The sequence below is a fragment of the Streptomyces sp. SAT1 genome, from assembly GCF_001654495.1.
In the GTDB taxonomy this organism is placed as follows: domain Bacteria; phylum Actinomycetota; class Actinomycetes; order Streptomycetales; family Streptomycetaceae; genus Streptomyces; species Streptomyces andamanensis.
In genome coordinates this window covers 6,216,053-6,234,877 of record NZ_CP015849.1, presented here as the reverse complement: position 1 = coordinate 6,234,877, position 18,825 = coordinate 6,216,053, and the positions used below count along the sequence as shown (strand labels likewise).

Sequence of the window (18,825 nt, the reverse complement as noted above, 5' to 3'; positions counted from 1 at the left end):
GCGCCCGACCGCACCCGCCCGCATCCGACCGCGCTCACCGGCCCTCGTCCGTGCTCGGCAGCGCTTGTCGGTGCTTGTCGGCGCTTGGCGGCGCTTGTCGGCGCTCTCGTCCGCTCCATGCTCCTCTCCCCCCGGCGATCGGGAAACCGCGATACCGCTCTGACTGTCATCACGTTCCGCGATGAGCGCGGGTAGCCTGGGGCCGTGTATGACCCCGCTCAGCTGCGTACGTTCCTCGCGGTCTCCCAGACGCTCAGCTTCACCCGGGCGGCCCGGCGGCTCGGGCTGCGCCAGTCGACCGTCAGCCAGCATGTGCGGCGGCTGGAGGACGCCACCGGACGGGCGCTGTTCACCCGGGACACCCACTCGGTCGAGCTGACCGAGGACGGCGAGGCCATGCTCGGGTTCGCCCGCCGGATCCTGGAGGTGCACGAGCAGGCCACGGCGTTCTTCACCGGCACCCGGGTGCGCGGCCGGCTCCGCTTCGGCGCCTCGGAGGACTTCGTGCTGACCCGGCTGCCGGAGATCCTGGAGGGCTTCCGCCACGCGCACCCCGAGGTCGACCTGGAGCTGACGGTGGAGCTGTCGGGCACCCTGCACGAGCAGCTCGCCGCCGGGAAACTGGACCTGGTGCTGGCCAAGCGGCGCCCGCAGGACCCCCGGGGGGAACCGGTCTGGCACGACCGGCTGGTGTGGATCGGCGCGCGGCGGCTGCGCCTGGATCCCGGGCGCCCGGTGCCGCTGATCGTCTATCCGCCGCCGGGGATCACCCGGGCGCTCGCCTTCCGGGCGCTGGAGCGGCAGGGCCGCCCCTGGCACGTCGTGTGCACCAGCGGAAGCCTCAACGGGCTGATCGCCGCCGCCCGTGCGGGCCTCGGGGTGATGGCCCACGCGCGCGGACTGGTCCCGCCGGGCCTGGTGCCGGTCCCGGAGCGGGCCGGGCTGCCGGAGCTGGGCGGGGTCGACTTCGTCCTGGTCCACGGCCGCCACCGCCCCTCGGCCCAGCACGCGGCCGACGCGCTGGCCGCGGCGGTCCTCGCCGGGGGCGAGGGCCTCCACCACCGCTGACCGGCCCTCCCCCGCCCCGGCCCGCTCCCCGCCCCCGACCCCGTCAGTGCGCCGGGCGCGGATACGTGAGCTGTTTGACGCGCCGCAGATACGGCGTGGCCTCCACGTGCCGGACGCCCGGCAGGGCGCCCAGGGGGCCGCTGAGGTAGGCGTACAGGCCCGCCGTGTCCCGCGCCACCAGGGTCGCCATGATGTTCGACTGCCCCGCGGTGGCCGTGACATAGGCGATCTCCGTGTGGGCGGCGAGGGCCTGCCCGACGGAGTGCAGGGCGGCGGGCGCGGTGGTGATCCACAGGGCGGCGCCGATGCGCTGGCCGAGGGTCTCGGGGTGGTACTCGACGTCGATGTAGAGGGCGCCGGAGGCGACGAGCGCGGACAGCCGGCGCTTGACGGCGGACTCGGAGCGGCCGGTGGCGCGCTGGAGTTCGGGCAGCCCGGCCCGGCCGTCGCGCTCCAGGACGGCGACCAGCGGTTCGTCCTCGGGGTCGATGCGGGGCGGTCCGGCGGTGGGGACCGGGGCGGGCAGCAGGGCAGCGCGTTCGGCGTCGGTGAGCGCGCGGAACTTGCGCAGCCAGCCGTCCGGGCCGCCGAAGAAGCGGTGCAGCAGCTGGTGGGCGCGGATCTCCACGATGCTGGGGGTGCGCGGCAGCTTGCCGAGGAGCAGGTCGTCGCGGTCACCGGCGCTGCGCGGCCGCATCCCGCAGACCACCTCGGTGCCGCCGGACGCGAGCCCGATCCAGCTGGTGTCGGGGCGTTTGGCGAGCGCGTCGGCGATCGTCTGGGCAGTGTCCGGGACGCAGCGCAGCCGCAGCATCCACTGGTCCTGCCCGAGCCGTTCGGGGTCGCGGACCGCCACCACCCGCAGCCCGCCCTCGGCGCTCAGCCTGCGGTAGCGGCGGGCCACGGTCTGGTCGGAGACGCCGAGCACCGCGCCGATCCGGCTGAAGGAGGCCCGTCCGTTGACCTCCAACGCGGACAGGATCCGCAGGTCGAGCCGGTCGAACAGGTCCGAGTCCAGCACCGGCGGCGCGATGGCTCCGACGGAGGATTCCACTGTGACCGTCCTCTCCGCTGTCGGGTTCCGGCGCTCACCGGCCGCTCTCCGCCGGGATCCGCCGCGCGCCGCCCATCGTACGGGGAGGCGCGCGGGCCCCGGTCCGGCGCGGAGTACCGGGTGACGGAGTACCGGGTGACGAGGAACGAGGGAGAGACATGCGTACGTGGGGGCCGCTGGCGGCGGTGTGCCTGGGCACGTTCATGCTGTTGCTGGACGTGACGATCGTGGTCGTCGCGCTGCCGGACGTGGCGCGGGCGCTGGACGCGTCACTGGGCGATCTGCAATGGGTGGTGGACGGCTACGCGCTGGCGCTGGCCGCGCTGCTGCTGGGGCTGGGGGCGGCGGCCGACGCGCTCGGGCGGCGGCGGGTGCATGTGGCCGGAGTGGTGCTGTTCGCGGTGGCGTCGCTGCTGTGCGGCCTCGCGTCCGGGCCGGGCACGCTGGTGGCGGCGCGGGCCGTGCAGGGGGTGGGCGCCGCGGCGATGTTCGCGACGACGCTGCCGCTGCTCGGCTCGGTCTACCAGGGGCGGCAGCGGTCGGCGGCGCTCGGTGTGTGGGGCGCGGTGAGCGGCGGTGCCGCGGCGGTCGGGCCGGTGCTGGGCGGGGTGCTCACGGAGGGGCCCGGCTGGCGGTGGATCTTCTTCGTGAACCTTCCCGTGAGCGTCGCGGCGATCTGGCTGACCCTGCGGATGGTCCCGGAGTCGAGGGGGCCCGCGGGGGCGCGCATCGACTGGCTGGGCACGGTGTCCTTCGCCGCCTTCGCGGGCGGGGCGACGTACGCCGTGGTGCGGGCCGGGGAGGACGGCTGGGCTTCCGCGGCGACGCTGGGCGCCTCGGCGCCGGCCGTGGTGGCGCTGGTGTGCTTCGTGCTGGTGGAGCGCCGGGCGGCGCATCCGCTGCTCGATCTGTCGCTGCTGCGGGTGCCCGCGTTCGTGGGGGTGATGGCGGGCGGGTTCGTCTTCAACGGAGTGGCGTTCGGGACGACGCCGTACCTGTCGCTGTGGATGCAGACGCTGCTGGGCATGAGCCCGGTGCGGGCCGGTCTGACGCTGCTGCCGATGACGGTGGCCGCGATGGTGGTCGCGATCGCGGCCGGACGGCTGCTGCACGGGGCACCGGCGCGCCGGACGATCGGCGGCGGGCTGCTGCTGATCGGCGCGGGGTGCCTGGCGCAGGCGGTGCTGGGCGCGGGCTCGACGTGGACGGCGCTGATCCCGGGGTTCGTGCTGGTCGGTGCGGGCACCGGGCTCGTCTCGCCGACCGTCGCCGGTGCGGCGCTGGCCGCGGTGCCCCCGGAGCGGGCCGGTATGGCGGGCGGCGCGGTGAACACCGTGCGGCAGCTCGGGTACGCGCTCGGGGTGGCCGTGGCCGGAACCGTACTGGCCTCGCGGATGCGGGACACGCTGCCGCGCGAGGCGGCGCACACACTGGCGGGCGGCGGCGCCGGGGCGCTGCGCGGCTCGTTCCCGGAGCACACGCTGCGGGCGGCCTTCGCCTCGGGTCTCGACGCGGCGCTGGTGGTGGCCGGGTGCGCGGGGCTGGCGGCGGCGGTGCTGGTGGCGGTGCTGGTCCGGCCGCCGCGCGGCCCCCGGGGCGCGGCGGCCCGGTCCGGGGCGCGCCCGCTGCCGGGGAAGCGGCCGGGGAAGGAGACGGTGTCCCCCGGGTGACCGGGCGTCCGTCCGCCAATACGCCCGTGCGTACGCCCGCCCGTCCGCCCGGCCGCCCGGCCGCCCGTCCGCCAGTCGATCCGGGCGCCAGTCGATCCGGGCGCCTTTACACCCGTACACCGTCCGCCGGAGGTGCCGATCCGGCCACGGGAGGGTCAGGGGGTCGTACAGATTCGGTGGAGATACCGGCACCGAAACTCACTGAACCGTGGGATCTTCTGTCCGGCCCTGCCCCATGTGAGCGCTTTTTCCGCCGCTGACCTGGGCGGACGCCACCACCGTCCGCTTCCGGTCCGCCCCGGGGTCCCGGTTTCCGTGGGGTAGCTTTCACGGCGCTGTGCGGAGCGTCACGGGCGTCCGGGAGTCGGACCGGAGCGGGAACGGGAGCGGGAGCGGGGTTTGCGCGAGTTCACCAGCCCTCCGTCGGCGTCGGCACCGCCGGTGGGCGGCCTGGCCGACGTCGTGTTCCAGCATGCCGAGGACGACCCGTCGCACATCGCGCTCGGCCGCAAGGACGCCTCGGGCGGCTGGCGCGAGGTGACCTCCGCCGGCTTCCGCGACGAGGTGCTGGCCCTCGCCAAGGGGCTGCTCGCCCAGGGCGTGCGCTTCGGCGACCGGGTCGCGATCATGTCGCGCACCCGCTACGAGTGGACGCTGTTCGACTTCGCGCTGTGGACCATCGGCGCCCAGGTGGTGCCGGTGTACCCCACCTCCTCGGCCGAGCAGTGCTTCTGGATGCTGTACGACGCGGAGGTGTCGGCGGCGATCGTGGAGCACGAGGACCACGCCATGACGATCGCCACCGTCATCGACCGACTGCCCCGCCTCGGCCGGCTGTGGCAGCTCGACGCGGGCGCGGTGCGGGAGCTGAACGAGGCGGGCGCGCACCTGGACGACGAGGTGGTGCACCGGCATCGCGGGGCGGTGACGCCGGAGTCGGTCGCCACGGTCATCTACACCTCCGGCACCACCGGCCGCCCCAAGGGCTGCGTCCTCACCCACGGCAACTTCATGACCGAGGCGGACACGGTCCTCGACCGCTGGGAGCCGGTGTTCCACTCGCGCCGCGGCGACGAGGCGTCGACGCTGCTGTTCCTGCCGCTCGCGCACGTCTTCGGCCGGATGGTGGAGGTGGCCGCGGTCCGCGGCCGGGTGCGTTTCGGCCATCAGCCGCACCTGCACGCCGCAGCGCTGCTGCCGGACCTCCAGGCGTTCCGGCCGACGTTCGTCCTGGCGGTGCCGTACATCTTCGAGAAGGTGTTCAACGCGGCCCGGCGCAAGGCGGAGAGGGAGGGCCGGGAGGGGGCCTTCGAGAAGGCCGTGGACGTGGCCGTGAAGTACGCGGACGCGGTGGAGGCGAAGGCGTGGGGCTTCGGGCCGGGCCCGTCGGCCGCGCTGCGCGTGCAGCACCAGCTCTTCGACAAGCTCGTGTACGCCAAGGTGCGCGCCGCGATGGGCGGCCGGATCCGCAACGCGATGTCCGGCGGCTCGGGCATGGACCGGCGGCTCGGTCTGTTCTTCGCGGGCGCCGGGGTGCAGATCTACGAGGGCTACGGGCTGACCGAGACGACGGCGGCGGCCACCGCGAACCCACCCGACCGCACCCGCTACGGCACGGTCGGGCAGCCGATCCCGGGGGCCACCGTGCACCTCGCCGACGACGGCGAGGTCTGGCTGCGCGGCGGCAATGTCTTCCGGGGCTATCTGAACGACCCCAAGGCCACCGACGAGGCGCTGCACGACGGCTGGCTGGCCACCGGTGACCTCGGCGTCCTCGACGACGACGGCTATCTCACCATCACCGGCCGCAAGAAGGAGATCCTGGTGACCTCCGGCGGCAAGAGCGTGGCGCCGGGTGTGCTGGAGGAGCGGGTGCGCGACCATCCACTGGTCGCGCAGTGCATCGTCGTCGGCAACGACCGCCCGTACATCGCCGCCCTGGTCACCCTGGACCACGAGGCAGTCGAGCACTGGCTCCGGATGCGCGACAAGCCGCGGCGCAGCCCCGCCGAGCTGGTGCACGACGCGGACCTGGAGACCGAGGTGCGGCGCGCGGTGGTCGCCGCGAACACCCTGGTGTCCCAGACCGAGTCCATCCGCACCTTCCGCATCCTCGCCCAGCCCTTCACCGAGGAGCACGGTCTGCTGACGCCGTCCCTGAAGCTGAAGCGCCGGGCGATCGAGGACGCGTACGCGGCCGAGGTGGAGGCGCTGTACCGGGGGTGAGCCCCGGGTGCGGGTGAGCTCGCGCGGGCTCGCGCGGTGGTGATTCCGGCCGGATCGCACGGTCAGGAATGCGGCACGGCTCGTGATCGTTGACGATAGGAGTACCACTTCACGTCGACCGAAGGATCCACACCTCGTGAGCAGCCAGGTCCCCCCGATCATCCTCAACAACGGCGTCGAGATGCCCCAGCTGGGCTTCGGCGTCTGGCAGGTGCCGGACGACGAGGCAGAGCGCGCGGTCACCACCGCTCTGGAGGCCGGGTACCGCAGCATCGACACCGCGGCGATCTACGGCAACGAAGAGGGCACCGGCCGGGCCGTCGCCGCCTCCGGCCTGCCGCGCGAGGACCTCTTCGTCACCACGAAACTCTGGAACGGCGACCAGGGGTACGACAGCACCCTGCGCGCCTTCGACACGTCCCTGGCCAAGCTCGGCCTGGAGTACGTGGACCTGTACCTGATCCACTGGCCGATGCCGTCCAAGGGCACCTATGTGGACACGTACAAGGCGTTCGAGAAGCTGCTCGCCGACGGCCGGGTCCGGGCGATCGGCACCTCCAACTTCCTGCCGGAGCACCTGCGGGAGCTGATCGCCGAGACCTCGGTGATCCCGGCGGTCAACCAGATCGAGCTGCACCCGCACCTCCAGCAGCGCGCCGCCCGCGAGTACCACGCGGAGCAGGGCATCGCGACCGAGGCGTGGTCGCCGCTGGGCTCGGGCAAGGGCCTGCTGGAGGTCCCGGCGATCGTGGCGATCGCGCGCAAGCACGGCCGCACCCCGGCCCAGGTGGTGCTGCGCTGGCACCTCCAGCTCGGCAACATCGTGATCCCGAAGTCGGTGACGCCGTCCCGGATCAAGGAGAACATCGAGGTGTTCGACTTCAGCCTGGACGACGAGGACCTCGCGGCGATCAGCGCCCTGAACGAGGACCGGCGGCTCGGTCCGCATCCGGCGGAGTTCGAGGTCGTCTGACCCGGCGGGCCGGCCCCGGCCCGTTCCTCCCGAGTGCCCCGGCACCACCGCCGCACGGCGGTGGCGGCGGGGCACTTCCCGTCCCCGCGGTCCGAACATCCCCGTACGCCACCCTTGACGCGCACATGGCCAAGGGGCCACCTTGTATCACACCCGGTCAGGAAAGTTTCCTAACAGAAGGGTTCCCCCCACCGTGCGCGTACGAACTCTGGCCCTCGCCGCCGCCTCCGGAGCCGCCCTGCTCGCCGCCGGAGTGCTCCCCGCCAACGCCTCCGGCGCCACCGCGCCCCGCTCCGCCCAGGAGGGCTCGGTCAGCGCGGCCGACCTGCTCGCCAAGGTGAAGTCCTGTTCGCAGATCTCCAACGGCAAGTACAAGACCGACGACGAGACCTCGGCCACCGTCCCCGTGTGCGGCAAGAACGGCGCGGTGTTCTGGAAGGCCGACATGGACATCGACTGCGACGGGCAGCGCACCACCAACTGCAACGAGGACCGCGACCCCTGGTACCAGGACGACACGCGGTTCCACCAGTCCGACGGCAAGCCGCTCAAGGCGGAGTCGCTGCCGTACGTCGTGGTGCCCAGCTCCAGCAGCATCTGGAACTACGCCGACTCCGGCATCAAGGGCGGCGGCGTGGTCGCCGTCATCTACAACAACAAGGTCGAGTACGCCGTCGTCGGCGACACCGGACCGAACAAGATCATCGGCGAGGCGTCGTACGCCACCGCCAAGGCCCTCGGTATCGACCCCGACCCGGAGACCGGCGGTGCCGACTCCGGCGTGACGTACATCCTGTTCAAGAACTCCAAGGCGTCGCCCATCGAGAGCCATAGCGCGGCCGTCACCCTCGGCGACCAGCTCGCCAAGCAGTTCATCGCGGCCAACTGAGCGGACGGGGGCGGGCGGGTCCGGTGCACGGCACCGGGCCCGCCCGCCCCCGTCCGCGGTGCCGTGCGCTTCAGGCCATGTGCGTCGGGCCGTGGGCGTCGGGCCGTGGGCGTCAGGCGGTGCGGACGGCCGTGTGCACGGTGTGCGCCTTCAGTACGAAGACGTCCTTCCTGCGGTGCACGCTCGCCTCGTCCTCCGGGTCCAGCAGCCGGTCGAGGGCGGCCAGGTCGTCGGCGGCGAGTTCCTCGGCCGTGCCCTCCCGCATCCGGGCCAGGGTCGCGGCCACATAGGCGCGGGCCGGCCCGGAGACCGGGGCCGGCAGGTCCAGCAGGAAGGTGCGGGTGCCGGTGGGCTTCAGCCCTGCCGAGGCCAGCAGCTCCGGCCAGTCCTCGGTCTCGGCGACCGAGCCCGGCAGCCCCTCCCGCATCCGGGTGAACCACTCGGCCTCGACGGCGTCCAGCCGGGCCTGGAGCCCGGGGCGGCCGAAGCCGATGTCGCGGGGCAGGAAGCGGGCCGGCAGACCGCCCTCCAGCAGGGCGAGCGTGCCGCCGGGAGCCAGCCGCTCGGCGAACGCGGCCAGCGCGGCCCGCTGGTCGCCCAGGTGGTGCAGGCTGTTGCTGGCCCACAGGAGGTCGGCCGGGTAGCCCACCTCGTCCAGCGCCCCGGGCAGTTCACCGGTCACCGTGGTGAGGCGGTCGGCCAGGCCCAGCCGGCCGGCGCGGGCGCGGGCCAGCTCCAGCAGCGGGGCCGAGCCGTCCACCGCCGCCACCCGGGCGCCCGGGAACGCCTCGGCGAACAGACAGGACACCACGCCGGGACCGCTTCCCGCGTCCACGATCAGACCGGGCTCGGGCGCCAGCTCGCCCAGCCAGGCCATCGCCTCCCGGTACATCGGGGCGAACAGCTCCGCCTGGGACTCCAGCAGCGGCGCCAGCACGGCCCAGTCGAGGTCGCCGTGATCGTGGTGGTGACCGGGGCGGCCCCCCTGGGCGTCATCCTGGTGGCCGTGGTGGCCGTGGTGGTGCGGACCGGGGTGGCCCGCGTGCTCCTGCGCCATGGTGGTCTGCCTCTCGTCTCGGTGCGGCCAGCGTGCGCCGCCGCACCGCGCCGGGGCCAGTTCCCTTGCCGGGACCGCAAAAAACAGGCGCGGATTTCCGCTCCTGGCAACGAACAGAGGGGGCCGGTGGCACGGCCCTACGATTCGCCGGGGCCGGTCCGGACCGGCCCCGGCGGATCATCCGCGCTCTGCCGGTCAGGGCAGCGGCGGGTACGCGTTCTGCATCAGCTGCCGGAACTGGGCGGAGAACCAGTGCCCGGCCACCGGCGCGTCGGCCAGCGCACCCGAGGGGTTGTTGCCGTTGCGCGCGTTGCCCCCGTACGTCGGGTCGCACATCCGGTCGAAGCCCTTGCCCTCGTCGTTGGAGACGGCGGAGCTGGACCCGTCCGACTCTCCCGGCGGCTTCACCCACACATAGGCGTCGATCCCGGCGGCCGGTGCCGCCACCGGCCGTTCGCCGAGCCCCGCGCCGCTCTGGTTGCACCAGTTGCCCGCGTGGACACGGCGGTCGACACGGCCCCCGTCGACATAGGCGTCCACCGAGGTCAGCGGCCCGGCCCCGGCCGGACGCGCGGAGCCGCCCCAGCCGTTGCGGGAGGTGTCGATCAACATGCCGATGCCGGAGTCGAACCCGGCCGCCACCAACTGGCTCCGCAGCGCCTGGGCGTAGGACTGCTCGTCCACGTACTGGTTCCAGTCCACCCACTTGGACTGGCGCACGGTCTGTCCGTTCACGCTGTCGGTGATCTTGAGGTACGGCTCGGTCGTGGGGCTGTAGTTGGCCGTGTTGACGATGAAGCCGGCCACGTCGCCCACGCTCGCGCCGTTGCTGGTCGCGGCGGCACGGAACTCCTGCACGGACGGGCCGAGATTGGAGTCCCAGCCCAGCCAGCCGTGGTGGGCGGCGTCGATGTAGTTGTAGACGTTGGGGACGGCGCCGAGCCTGCTCAGGGCGTAGCCGACGCCCTTCTCGTAGTTGCCGTTGGCCTTCATGGTCACGCAGGCGTCGGTGGTCGTGTCGGTGCCGCCGGCGTTGGTGACCAGGTTGGGCAGCGAGTCGGGTTCGATCACGGTGGCGATGCGCAGCCCGGCGTACTCGGGGTCGGCCAGGATCGCCGCGATCGGGTCGATGTACTCGGTCTCGTACCTGCCGAGGTCGGCGGGGCCGAGTTCGCCGTTGGAGGCGAGGGCCGCGCAGTCGCGTCCCGGCAGGTCGTAGACGACCAGCTGGACGACGAGTTCGCCCGATCCCTTCTGCTTCAGCGCCTCGTCGAGGTGGTCGCGCAGGCCCATGCCGCCGTCGACGCCCCCGATGGCGGCGATCCGGTCGAGCCAGACGGCGGTGGGCTGGCCGGCGACACGGCTGCCGCCCGGTTCGGCTGCGGCCTTCGCGGACCACTCGGGGTTCACATAGACCTTGGCGCCCTCGTACGGGTTGGCCACGCGTCCGCTCGGGTCGGTGCCGCCGCCGGGGTCGGTCGTGCCGCCGCCGGGGTCGGTGGTGCCGCCGCCCGGGTCCGTGGTGCCGCCGCCGACGATGTCGCAGGCCGCTCCGTCGAGGGTGAAGGCGGCCGGGACGGCGTTGGTGCCGCTGTAGGTGCCCTGGAAGCCGAAGGTGGCGCCGGCGCCGGTGGCGAGGGTGCCGTTGTAGCTCTCGTTGGCGGCGGTGACGGCGGTACCGCTCTGGGTGATCCGCGCGTTCCAGCCGCTGGTGACCTTCTGGTCCCCGGCGTAGGACCACTTCAGGGTCCAGGCCGACTTGGCGGCGCCGTGGTTGGTGACGGTGACGGCGGCCGTGAAGCCGGTGTTCCACTGGTTCTGCACCTGGTAGTCGACGGTGCAGGGCGCGGCGGCGGCGCTCGCGCCCGCGGGTACGGCGGTGAGCGCCAGCCCCGTGCCCCCGGCGACCAGGGTCAGGGCGGCGAGCATCGCTGTTCTGCTGCGGCTCATGGGTGGGGGACTCCTCCTGTGGGATGGGACCTGGGACCTGCTGACGTGCCGGTGCCGCGGGGATCCGCGCGACCGGCGCACGGGCGTCCGGCGCGCCCGGCGTACGGAAGGGGCGTGCCGGCCGGGAGAGGTGTGTCAGGGGGTGCGGGCGCGCAGGTGACCGCGCGGTCCGGCGGCCGGGCGGCCGGGGTCCGGGAAGGCGCCGTCGTCGCACCGGCCCGTGCGGGCGGGCGGCGGCGAGGAGCGGGAAGAGCGGGGGTGGCGCATGAGCGACTCCTTGCAGACCGGGCGCGTCGCGAGGGACGCACCGACTGATGGAACCGCTCCCACTGGTGCGAGTGAAGGTAGCGCCAAGTCCCGCCGGAGAACAGGGGGCCGGTGACTTTCCGTTGCCTTTTCGTCAGCGTTCCGTCGGCGTTCCGTCGGCGCCCCGCCGGTCCTGCGCCGATTTCCCGACGTCACGGCCTGTCAGCCGGGGCTCGCATGTTTTCGCCTCGTCCAGCTCTTGACCGTGCCCTGACACATCCGCACTATGGGAGCGCTCCCACTGGTCAAGGTCTGTCGTTCCTCCCCCGTTGTCCGAGCCGCACGGAGAGGATCCCCCGCCCATGCCTCCCTGACATAGCAGGACGCCGAGCACCGGCCCGCGTTGTGCCCGCACGCCGGGCGCGCGGGCACAACGCGGGCCGGACGCTCAGCCGGCGGCCGGCCTGCGGAACGCCCGCAGGCTGAAGACCGGGTCAGGCCGCGGCCGGTCCTGGTCGGGAAGGGCCGCCAGCCGGGCGGCGAAGCCGTCGGCGAGCGGGTCGCCCGGCGGCAGCGTGACGAACCAGCCGCGCCGCAGGTCGGCGACGGTGCCGCGCGGGCTGCGGCCCTGGCCGAGGCCGGGGAAGCGGGCCTGTCCGGCCGGGACCAGGCCGTGCGCCGCGGCGTGCCCGGCGACCAGCCGGGCCTCGTCGCGGGCGGGGCTGGGCGGCCGGGAGGCGAGGGCGGCGTCGATGTCGCTGCCCACGTTGTGCGCGGCGGCCTTGTCGACCGTGGTGACGTACACCCCGCCGGGGCGCAGCACCCGGGCGCACTCGGCGACCATGGCGCGGGCGTCGGCGTCGCTCGGGGCGAGGTGCAGGAGCCAGACGCTGACGACCGCGTCGAAGGCGCCGTCCGGGAAGGGCAGGTGCCGCAGGTCGGCGCGGACGACGGCGCCGGGCAGCCGCGCCGCGGCCCGGCGGGTCATCTCGGGCGCCAGGTCCACGCCGGTCACCCGTCTCCAGGGGCGGGCGGCGGCGAGGCGGCGGGTGACGATGCCGGTGCCGCAGCCGGCGTCCAGCAGGTCCGTGCCGCCCGGGTCCAGCAGGCTCAGGACGGCGTCGGCCGCGGCGGCCGCCCGGGGCTCGCCGCCGCGCGCCGCGTCGTAGCGTTCGGCTTCCTCGTCGTAGTCCAGCACGCGGTTCCCCCCTGGTCCTGGCGTGGTTCAGCTCGCTCCGTGGGCCGGTGCGAGGTCCTGGACGCGGCGGGCGAGCCGGAGGTCCAGTTCGGTGACGGCGCCGCCCGCGCTGTGCGTGTTCACGCTCAGCTGGACGGTGTGGTAACCGAGGGTGAGGTCGGAGTGGTGGTCGAGTTCGTCCTGCACCTGGGCGATGTGCACCACGAGCGCGGCCGCCGCGATGTGCGAGCCGAGCCGGTAGGTGCGGGTGAGGCGGTCCCCGTCGAGGGACCAGCCGGGCAGCTCGGCCAGCCGGTCCTCGATCTCCTGGTGCGGCAGCGGTGCGACGGCCATGGGCCGGCTCCCTTCCTGGGCGCCGCGGGGCGGCGCGCACCCGCGGCGGCAATCTCGGGGCGTGCCGGTGCGGCCTGCCCCGTTCAGCCTCCCACAGGAAGGCCGCCGGGAACCGGCCCGGCGGGTACGGCGGGTACGGCGGATACGGCGGGCGTCAGCCGGGCAGGCACGCGGCCGCGAGGTCGTCGGCCAGGACGGCGATCCGGGCCCGGCCCTCCACGCGCTCCACCCAGGCGTGCGGCAGGGCGTGGTCGCCGTGCCGGGCGCCGAGGATGTTCCCGCAGACCGACCCGGTGGAGTCGCTGTCGCCCGAGTGGTTGACGGCCAGCAGCAGCGCCTCCTCGGTCCCGGGGGCGGCGAGGGCCGCGTAGACGCCGATGGCCAGGGCCTCCTCGGCGATCCAGCCGGCGCCGAGCCGCTCCACCTGTTCCGCGCTCGGGGTGCCCTCGGCGGCCAGGTCGAGGGCCTGGGTGAGGGCGGCGGTGGTCTCCTCGTGGCCGGGGTGGCGGCCGAGCAGGCGCAGCGCGCGCAGCACGGCGCCCTCCACGGACTCCCCGTCCACCAGGTGCGCGACGATCGCGGCGAGGGCGCCGGCCGCGTAGTAGCCGGTGGGGTGGCCGTGGGTCGTCTGGGCGCAGCGGGCGGCGCTGTCGAAGGCCTGCTCGGCGGTGGCGCCGGTGAGCCCGAAGGGCGCCGAGCGCATCACGGCGCCGCAGCCCTTGGAGTCGGAGTTGACGGGTCCGGGCGGACCGAACGGGGCGGCCGGGTCGGGCACGAGGTCCAGGGCGAGGCCGGACAGGCAGGCGTTGCCGGGCGCGCGCCGGGAGTACAGCCACCCTTCGGTGACCAGTCCGCCGCGCGGGCCCGCGTAGGAGCCGCCGGAGGGCTGGGCGAGTTCGCTCTCGTGCGGTCCGGTGCGGCGCTGGGTCTCCAGCCAGCGTTCGTAGGCCCAGCGCACCAGCCGGAAACCGGCGCTGCCCAGGCGCGGGCCGTGGCCCTGCTGGTGTGCCTGGCGCAGGCCCTCGACGGTGAACAGGGTCATCTGGGTGTCGTCGCTGACCAGGCCGACGGCACCGGCCCCGGCGGGCGCGGTGACCAGGCCGGTGAGGCCGCGCGGGCCGTGGGTGGCCCGGATCCGCTCCAGGGTGCTGAACTCGATCGGGTAGCCGAGGGCGTCACCGACGGCGCCGCCCAGCAGGCAGCCGCGGACCCTCGCCCGGTACATGGCCACCGCTTCCCCGGACGGCTTCCCCAGCTCGTTCATGCGGTCACTCCTCGACAGCGCTTCGACTACGGTCGTACGTATGACCATTCTCGCGACCGGTGACGTCCGGGTTCCCACCGCCCCCTCGGGCCGCGGTGCGGGGCCGCTGCTGCGGGCCTGGCGGGAGCGGCGGCGGATCAGCCAGCTGGAGCTGGCGCTGCGCGCCGACTCCTCGGCCCGGCATATCAGTTTCGTCGAGACGGGCCGCTCCCGGCCGAGCGAGGAGATGGTGCTGCGGCTGGCGGAGCATCTGGAGGTGCCGGTGCGCGAGCGCAACGCGCTGCTGCTGGCGGCCGGTTACGCCCCGCGCTATCCGGAGACCCCGCTGGACGATCCGGCGCTGGGCACGCTGCGGGAGGGGCTGGAGCGGCTGATCCAGGGGTACGAGCCGTATCCGGCGCTGGTGGTGGACGCGGTGTACGACGTGGTGACGGCGAACCGCGGGGTGGCGATGCTGCTGGAGGGCGTCCCGGAGCGGCTGCTCGCGCCGCCGCTGAACGCGATGCGGCTGACGCTGCACCCGGAGGGTCTGGCGCCGCGCATCCGCAATCTGCGCGAGTGGCGGGGGCATCTGCTGGCGCAGATGGAGCGACAGATCGCGCTGGACCGCTCGGACGCGCTGCGCGCGCTGTACGAGGAGGTGGCGGCGTACCCGGTGCCGGAACCGGAACCGGGCGGCGTCCCGGAGGAACCGGCCGGTGACGTGCCGTACTTCGCGCTGCCGATGCGGATCGAGCACGAGGGCCGGGTGCTGTCGTTCGTGTCGTCGATCTCCACGTTCAACACGCCCATGGACGTGACGGTGGCGGAGCTGGCGATCGAGACGTTCCTGCCCGCCGACCCGGCGACGGTGAAGTACCTTCGTTCGCTGTCGGCCTGAGGTGGTGTGACAGACTGCTGCGCGGTTGTCGGCGCATGTCGGGAGGCGTGGCGTGAGTGAGCGGCGGCCCGCGCCCACCGTGGGCCAGGTGGTGCTCGGCAGAAGGCTCCAGGAGCTGCGGGAGGCGGCCGGCCGCACCCGCGAGGAGGCCGCGCAGGTGCTGCGGGTGACCGCGGCGACGGTGCGGCGCATGGAGCTGGCCGAGGTCTCCCTGAAGATCCCCTACGTGCAGATGCTGCTGGCGACGTACGGGGTGGGCGAGGCGGAGGCGGCCACCTTCGTGCGGCTGGCCGAGGAGGCCAACGAGCCGGGCTGGTGGCAGCGGTTCCACGACGTGCTGCCGGAGTGGTTCAGCCTGTACGTGAGCCTGGAGGGAGCGGCCCGGCTGATCCGCTCCTACGAGCCGCACTTCGTGCCCGGACTGCTCCAGACCGAGGAGTACGCGCGCGCCGTGCTGGAGGCCGGGACGGTGGGGCAGACGGGCCCGGAGGCCATCGAGCGGCATGTGTCGCTGCGCATGGCCCGCCAGGAGCTGCTGGAGCGCCCGGACGCGCCGCACCTGTGGGTGATCGTCGAGGAGACGGTGCTGCTGCGGCCGGTGAGCATCCGCAGCGCGGTGATGCGCGAGCAACTGGACAAGCTGCTGGAGTACACCGAGCGGGACCGGGTGACGGTGCAGGTCGCGGAGTTCGCGGACGGCCCGCATCCGGGGACGTACGCGCCGTTCTCGCTGTTCCGCTTCGCCGAGCCGGAGCTGCCCGACCTGGTCTACACCGAGTATCTGACCGGCGCGCTGTATCTGGACTCGCGCAAGGAGGTCTCCGCGCATCTGGAGGTCCTCGACCACATGACGGCCCGCGCGGCGACCGCCGAGCGCACCCGCAAGCTGCTGCGGGAGTGCCGCGAGAGGTACTGACCGGGGGACGACCGAGGAGCCGTACGACGGGTCCGGCCGGACCGGACGCCCGCGCGCCTCGGCACCGGCCGTCCGCACCCGGTGCGGGTCTACGGCCGGTGGCCGGGCGGCGAGGGCGACCACCCGGTGGACGAGGAACCGGGCCGCCGGGTCCCGGCCGTCGGCGGCACCGCGTGCGCGGGGCGCGGGGCGCGGGTCGACCTGGCGGTCCATGCAACGGGCGACCCGGGTGGCCGCCGAGGCGGGGACGCGGCAGTGGACGACGCGCACGGTCTGGGTGCGGCGTTACGTCGACGCCCTGGCCCCGGGCAGTCATCTGCCGCTGTCGCAGGGGACACGACACCGGACCTGAACCCGGAGGCGGCGGGCCGGGCCCCCGAGCTGTTCCCTCCCAAGGGGGGCGGCCGGAGTCGGCGGACGTGGCCGCGCGGGCGGGGGGCATCTGCCGGTGTAGGCGGGCACGGCCGGCCGACCCTGACCCGGGGCGCCCGTACGGAGGCCGCCGGGGCGTCGGCCCCGCGCGCGGGTCAGGAGGTGCCGTCCTTCGGCGCCCGGCCGTCGTCGCGTTCGCCGCCCGTGCCGCGGTCGTCGTCGACGATCTCCGCGTCCACCACGCCCTCGTCGTCCTGGGCGCCGCCGGTCCCGGCCGGTCCGGTGCCGCCCTCGGGCGGGCTCTGCTGCTGTGCCTGGGCGTACAGGGCCTGGCCCATCTGCTGGCTGACGGCGGCGAGCCGGTCGACGCCGGTGCGCAGGGCGGTGGTGTCGGCGTTCTTCTCCAGCAGGGACTTCACCTCGGCGGCGGCCGCCTCGACCTCGCTCCTGGTCGCGGCGGGCACCCGGTCCCCGTTGTCGCGCAGGAACTTCTCGGTCTGGTAGACGAGTTGCTCGGCCTGGTTGCGGGTCTCGGCGGCCTCGCGGCGGGCGCGGTCCTCCTCGGCGTACTGCTCGGCCTCGCGCATCATGCGGTCGATGTCGTCCTTGGGCAGGGCGGAGCCGCCGGTGACGGTCATCTTCTGCTCGCGGCCGGTGGCGAGGTCCTTGGCGGACACGTGCATGATGCCGTTGGCGTCGATGTCGAAGGCGACCTCGATCTGCGGCACCCCGCGCGGGGCGGGCGGCAGCCCGGTGAGGTCGAAGACGCCGAGCTTCTTGTTGTAGGCGGCGATCTCGCGTTCGCCCTGGTAGACCTGGATGCCGACCGAGGGCTGGTTGTCCTCGGCGGTGGTGAAGATCTCCGAGCGCCGGGTGGGGATCGTGGTGTTGCGCTCGATCAGTCTGGTCATGATGCCGCCCTTGGTCTCGATGCCGAGGGACAGCGGGGTGACGTCGAGCAGCAGCACGTCCTTGACGTCGCCGCGGATCACCCCGGCCTGGAGGGCGGCGCCGACGGCGACCACCTCGTCGGGGTTGACGCCCTTGTGCGGGTCCTTGCCGGTGAGTTCGCGGACCAGGTCGGTGACGGCGGGCATCCGGGTGGAGCCGCCGACGAGGATCACGTGGTCGATGGCGGACAGCTTGACGCCCGCGTCCTGGACGGCCTGGTGGAACGGCTTCTCGCAGCGTTCCAGGAGATCGGCGGTGAGTTCCTGGAACTGGGCGCGGGTGAGTTTCTCGTCCAGGTGCAGCGGGCCCTCGGCGGAGGCCGTGATGTAGGGCAGGTTGATGGAGGTCTCGGTGGACGAGGACAGCTCGATCTTGGCCTTCTCGGCGGCCTCGCGCAGCCGCTGCACCGCCATCTTGTCGGTGCGCAGATCGATCCCGTACTGCCCCTGGAACCGGCTCGCCAGGTGCTCGACGATCCGCTGATCCCAGTCGTCGCCGCCCAGGTGGGTGTCGCCGTTGGTGGCCTTGACCTCGATGACGCCGTCACCGATCTCCAGCAGGGACACGTCGAAGGTGCCGCCGCCGAGGTCGAAGACGAGGACGGTCTGCTCCTCGCCCCGGTCCAGGCCGTAGGCGAGCGCGGCGGCCGTGGGCTCGTTGATGATCCGGAGCACCTTCAGACCGGCGATGTCCCCGGCCTCCTTGGTCGCCTGCCGCTGGGCGTCGTCGAAGTAGGCGGGCACGGTGATCACCGCGTCGGTGACGTCCTCGCCGAGGTAGGACTCGGCGTCCCGCTTGAGCTTCTGGAGCACCCGCGCGGACAGCTCCTGCGCCCGGTAGCGGGTGCCGTCGACCGACCCCTCCTCCGGGAAGCGCCAGTGGGCGTCGCCCATGTGGCGTTTGACGGAGCGGGCGGTGCGGTCCACGTTCGTCACCGCCTGCCGCTTGGCGACCTCGCCGACGAGCACCTCGCCGCTCTTGGCGAACGCCACGACCGACGGGGTGGTCCGCGCGCCCTCCGCGTTGGCGACGACCGTGGGTTCGCCGCCCTCCAGGACGGCCACCACCGAGTTCGTCGTCCCGAGATCGATCCCGACCGCGCGTGCCATGGCCGTCCCCTTTCCCTGCTTCCCTGCTTCCCTGCTTCCCTGCTTCCCTGCTTCCCTGCGCTTCTTTCCCTGCTCTTCCGCCGCTTTCCGCCACTGTGCTCCGCCTCGTCCGGGTACCCAGACGGGCCGGGGAACACGACGGCACCGCGCCCCCCTTCGCGAGAAGCGGGGGCGCGGCGCCGGGCGATCCGGGGACGCGTCAGGCGAGCTTGGCGTCCAGGGTGATCGTCGTGCCGGTCAGGGCCTGGCTGACCGGGCAGTTCTTCTTGGCGTCCTCGGCGGCGGCGACGAACGCGTCGTTGTCGATGCCGGGGACGGAGCCCTCGACGGTCAGATGGATGCCGGTGATGCCCTCACCGGGCTGGAAGGTCACGTCCGCCTTGGTCTCGATCTTGGTGGGCGGGGTGCCGGCACCGGCCAGGCCGTGCGACAGCGCCATCGAGAAGCAGCTGGAGTGGGCGGCGGCGATCAGCTCCTCGGGGCTGGTCCTCCCGTTGGCCTGCTCGGCGCGCGACGGCCACGACACCGGCTGCTCGCCGATACCGGAGGAGTCGAAGGTGACGACGCCGTTGCCCTGAAGCAGGTTGCCTTCCCAGACGGTGTGAGCGGTGCGCGTGGTTGCCACGGTGTGTTCCATACCTTTCGCCTAGGTACCCGTTTCCGGGGTTC

Annotated in this window: 17 protein-coding genes; 8 read left to right on the top strand and 9 right to left on the bottom strand. The window is 73.7% G+C overall.

Annotated elements, in window-relative coordinates:
* The first annotated feature begins 204 nt into the window (after nucleotides 1-204).
* Nucleotides 205-1,068, top strand: coding sequence for a LysR substrate-binding domain-containing protein (locus A8713_RS26705; RefSeq protein ID WP_064536152.1), 864 nt, complete (start codon nucleotides 205-207; stop codon nucleotides 1,066-1,068).
* Between the two features lie 43 nt (nucleotides 1,069-1,111).
* Here A8713_RS26705 and A8713_RS26700 read toward each other — a convergent pair whose 3' ends face one another.
* Nucleotides 1,112-2,122 carry an Lrp/AsnC family transcriptional regulator gene (locus A8713_RS26700; protein ID WP_237305457.1) on the bottom strand — a complete coding sequence of 337 codons (1,011 nt, stop codon included), beginning with the start codon at nucleotides 2,120-2,122 and terminating at the stop codon, nucleotides 1,112-1,114.
* Between the two features lie 158 nt (nucleotides 2,123-2,280).
* On the opposite strand from A8713_RS26700, the gene A8713_RS26695 reads away from it, so the two are divergent.
* The 4 genes from A8713_RS26695 to A8713_RS26680 all read left to right on the top strand — a co-directional run bounded on the left by A8713_RS26695 (nucleotide 2,281) and on the right by A8713_RS26680 (nucleotide 7,880).
* A complete protein-coding gene (locus A8713_RS26695) occupies nucleotides 2,281-3,792 on the top strand; it encodes an MFS transporter (RefSeq protein ID WP_064536150.1) in 1,512 nt (503 codons plus the stop codon).
* 399 nt (nucleotides 3,793-4,191) lie between these two features.
* Nucleotides 4,192-6,018 carry an AMP-dependent synthetase/ligase gene (locus tag A8713_RS26690; protein WP_064536148.1) on the top strand — a complete coding sequence of 609 codons (1,827 nt, stop codon included), beginning with the start codon at nucleotides 4,192-4,194 and terminating at the stop codon, nucleotides 6,016-6,018.
* Between the two features lie 136 nt (nucleotides 6,019-6,154).
* A complete protein-coding gene (locus A8713_RS26685; protein WP_064536146.1) occupies nucleotides 6,155-6,991 on the top strand; it encodes an aldo/keto reductase in 837 nt (278 codons plus the stop codon).
* A 193-nt stretch (nucleotides 6,992-7,184) separates the two neighbouring features.
* Nucleotides 7,185-7,880 carry a glycoside hydrolase family 75 protein gene (locus A8713_RS26680; RefSeq protein WP_064536144.1) on the top strand — a complete coding sequence of 232 codons (696 nt, stop codon included), beginning with the start codon at nucleotides 7,185-7,187 and terminating at the stop codon, nucleotides 7,878-7,880.
* A 112-nt stretch (nucleotides 7,881-7,992) separates the two neighbouring features.
* On the opposite strand, the gene A8713_RS26675 is transcribed toward A8713_RS26680, so the two are convergent.
* The 6 genes from A8713_RS26675 to A8713_RS26655 form a co-directional block, all read right to left on the bottom strand.
* Complete coding sequence (locus tag A8713_RS26675) at nucleotides 7,993-8,937, bottom strand: class I SAM-dependent methyltransferase (RefSeq protein ID WP_064536142.1); 945 nt, start codon at nucleotides 8,935-8,937, stop codon at nucleotides 7,993-7,995.
* 195 nt (nucleotides 8,938-9,132) lie between these two features.
* A complete protein-coding gene (locus A8713_RS26670) occupies nucleotides 9,133-10,887 on the bottom strand; it encodes a glycoside hydrolase family 6 protein (protein WP_064536140.1) in 1,755 nt (584 codons plus the stop codon).
* A 135-nt stretch (nucleotides 10,888-11,022) separates the two neighbouring features.
* Complete coding sequence (locus tag A8713_RS34665) at nucleotides 11,023-11,154, bottom strand: hypothetical protein (RefSeq protein ID WP_257784419.1); 132 nt, start codon at nucleotides 11,152-11,154, stop codon at nucleotides 11,023-11,025.
* 427 nt (nucleotides 11,155-11,581) lie between these two features.
* The gene (locus A8713_RS26665; RefSeq protein ID WP_064536138.1) at nucleotides 11,582-12,331 is read right to left on the bottom strand and encodes a class I SAM-dependent methyltransferase; all 750 of its coding nucleotides are present in this window, start codon (nucleotides 12,329-12,331) and stop codon (nucleotides 11,582-11,584) included.
* A 27-nt stretch (nucleotides 12,332-12,358) separates the two neighbouring features.
* On the bottom strand, nucleotides 12,359-12,664 hold the full coding sequence (locus tag A8713_RS26660) for a 4a-hydroxytetrahydrobiopterin dehydratase (protein WP_064536136.1): 306 nt from the start codon (nucleotides 12,662-12,664) through the stop codon (nucleotides 12,359-12,361).
* A 154-nt stretch (nucleotides 12,665-12,818) separates the two neighbouring features.
* The gene (locus tag A8713_RS26655) at nucleotides 12,819-13,928 is read right to left on the bottom strand and encodes an ADP-ribosylglycohydrolase family protein (RefSeq protein WP_064536134.1); all 1,110 of its coding nucleotides are present in this window, start codon (nucleotides 13,926-13,928) and stop codon (nucleotides 12,819-12,821) included.
* 40 nt (nucleotides 13,929-13,968) lie between these two features.
* Between A8713_RS26655 and A8713_RS26650 the strand changes: the two genes are divergently transcribed.
* The 3 genes from A8713_RS26650 (at nucleotide 13,969) to A8713_RS34440 (ending at nucleotide 16,076) form a co-directional block, all read left to right on the top strand.
* Nucleotides 13,969-14,808 (top strand): helix-turn-helix domain-containing protein, encoded by an 840-nt coding sequence (locus tag A8713_RS26650; protein ID WP_064536132.1) that lies wholly within the window; start codon nucleotides 13,969-13,971, stop codon nucleotides 14,806-14,808.
* A 52-nt stretch (nucleotides 14,809-14,860) separates the two neighbouring features.
* A complete protein-coding gene (locus tag A8713_RS26645; protein ID WP_064536130.1) occupies nucleotides 14,861-15,724 on the top strand; it encodes a helix-turn-helix domain-containing protein in 864 nt (287 codons plus the stop codon).
* Nucleotides 15,725-15,935: 211 nt separating this feature from the next.
* Entirely contained in the window at nucleotides 15,936-16,076 is a 141-nt protein-coding gene (locus A8713_RS34440) for a hypothetical protein (RefSeq protein ID WP_237305456.1), read from the top strand.
* Nucleotides 16,077-16,251: 175 nt separating this feature from the next.
* Here the strand turns inward: A8713_RS34440 and dnaK are convergent, their stop codons facing one another.
* Both dnaK and A8713_RS26635 read right to left on the bottom strand, forming a co-directional pair.
* Nucleotides 16,252-18,156, bottom strand: coding sequence for a molecular chaperone DnaK (dnaK, locus tag A8713_RS26640; RefSeq protein WP_064536128.1), 1,905 nt, complete (start codon nucleotides 18,154-18,156; stop codon nucleotides 16,252-16,254).
* A gap of 199 nt (nucleotides 18,157-18,355) precedes the next feature.
* On the bottom strand, nucleotides 18,356-18,781 hold the full coding sequence (locus A8713_RS26635; protein WP_064537733.1) for an OsmC family protein: 426 nt from the start codon (nucleotides 18,779-18,781) through the stop codon (nucleotides 18,356-18,358).
* Between the last annotated feature and the right edge of the window lie 44 nt (nucleotides 18,782-18,825).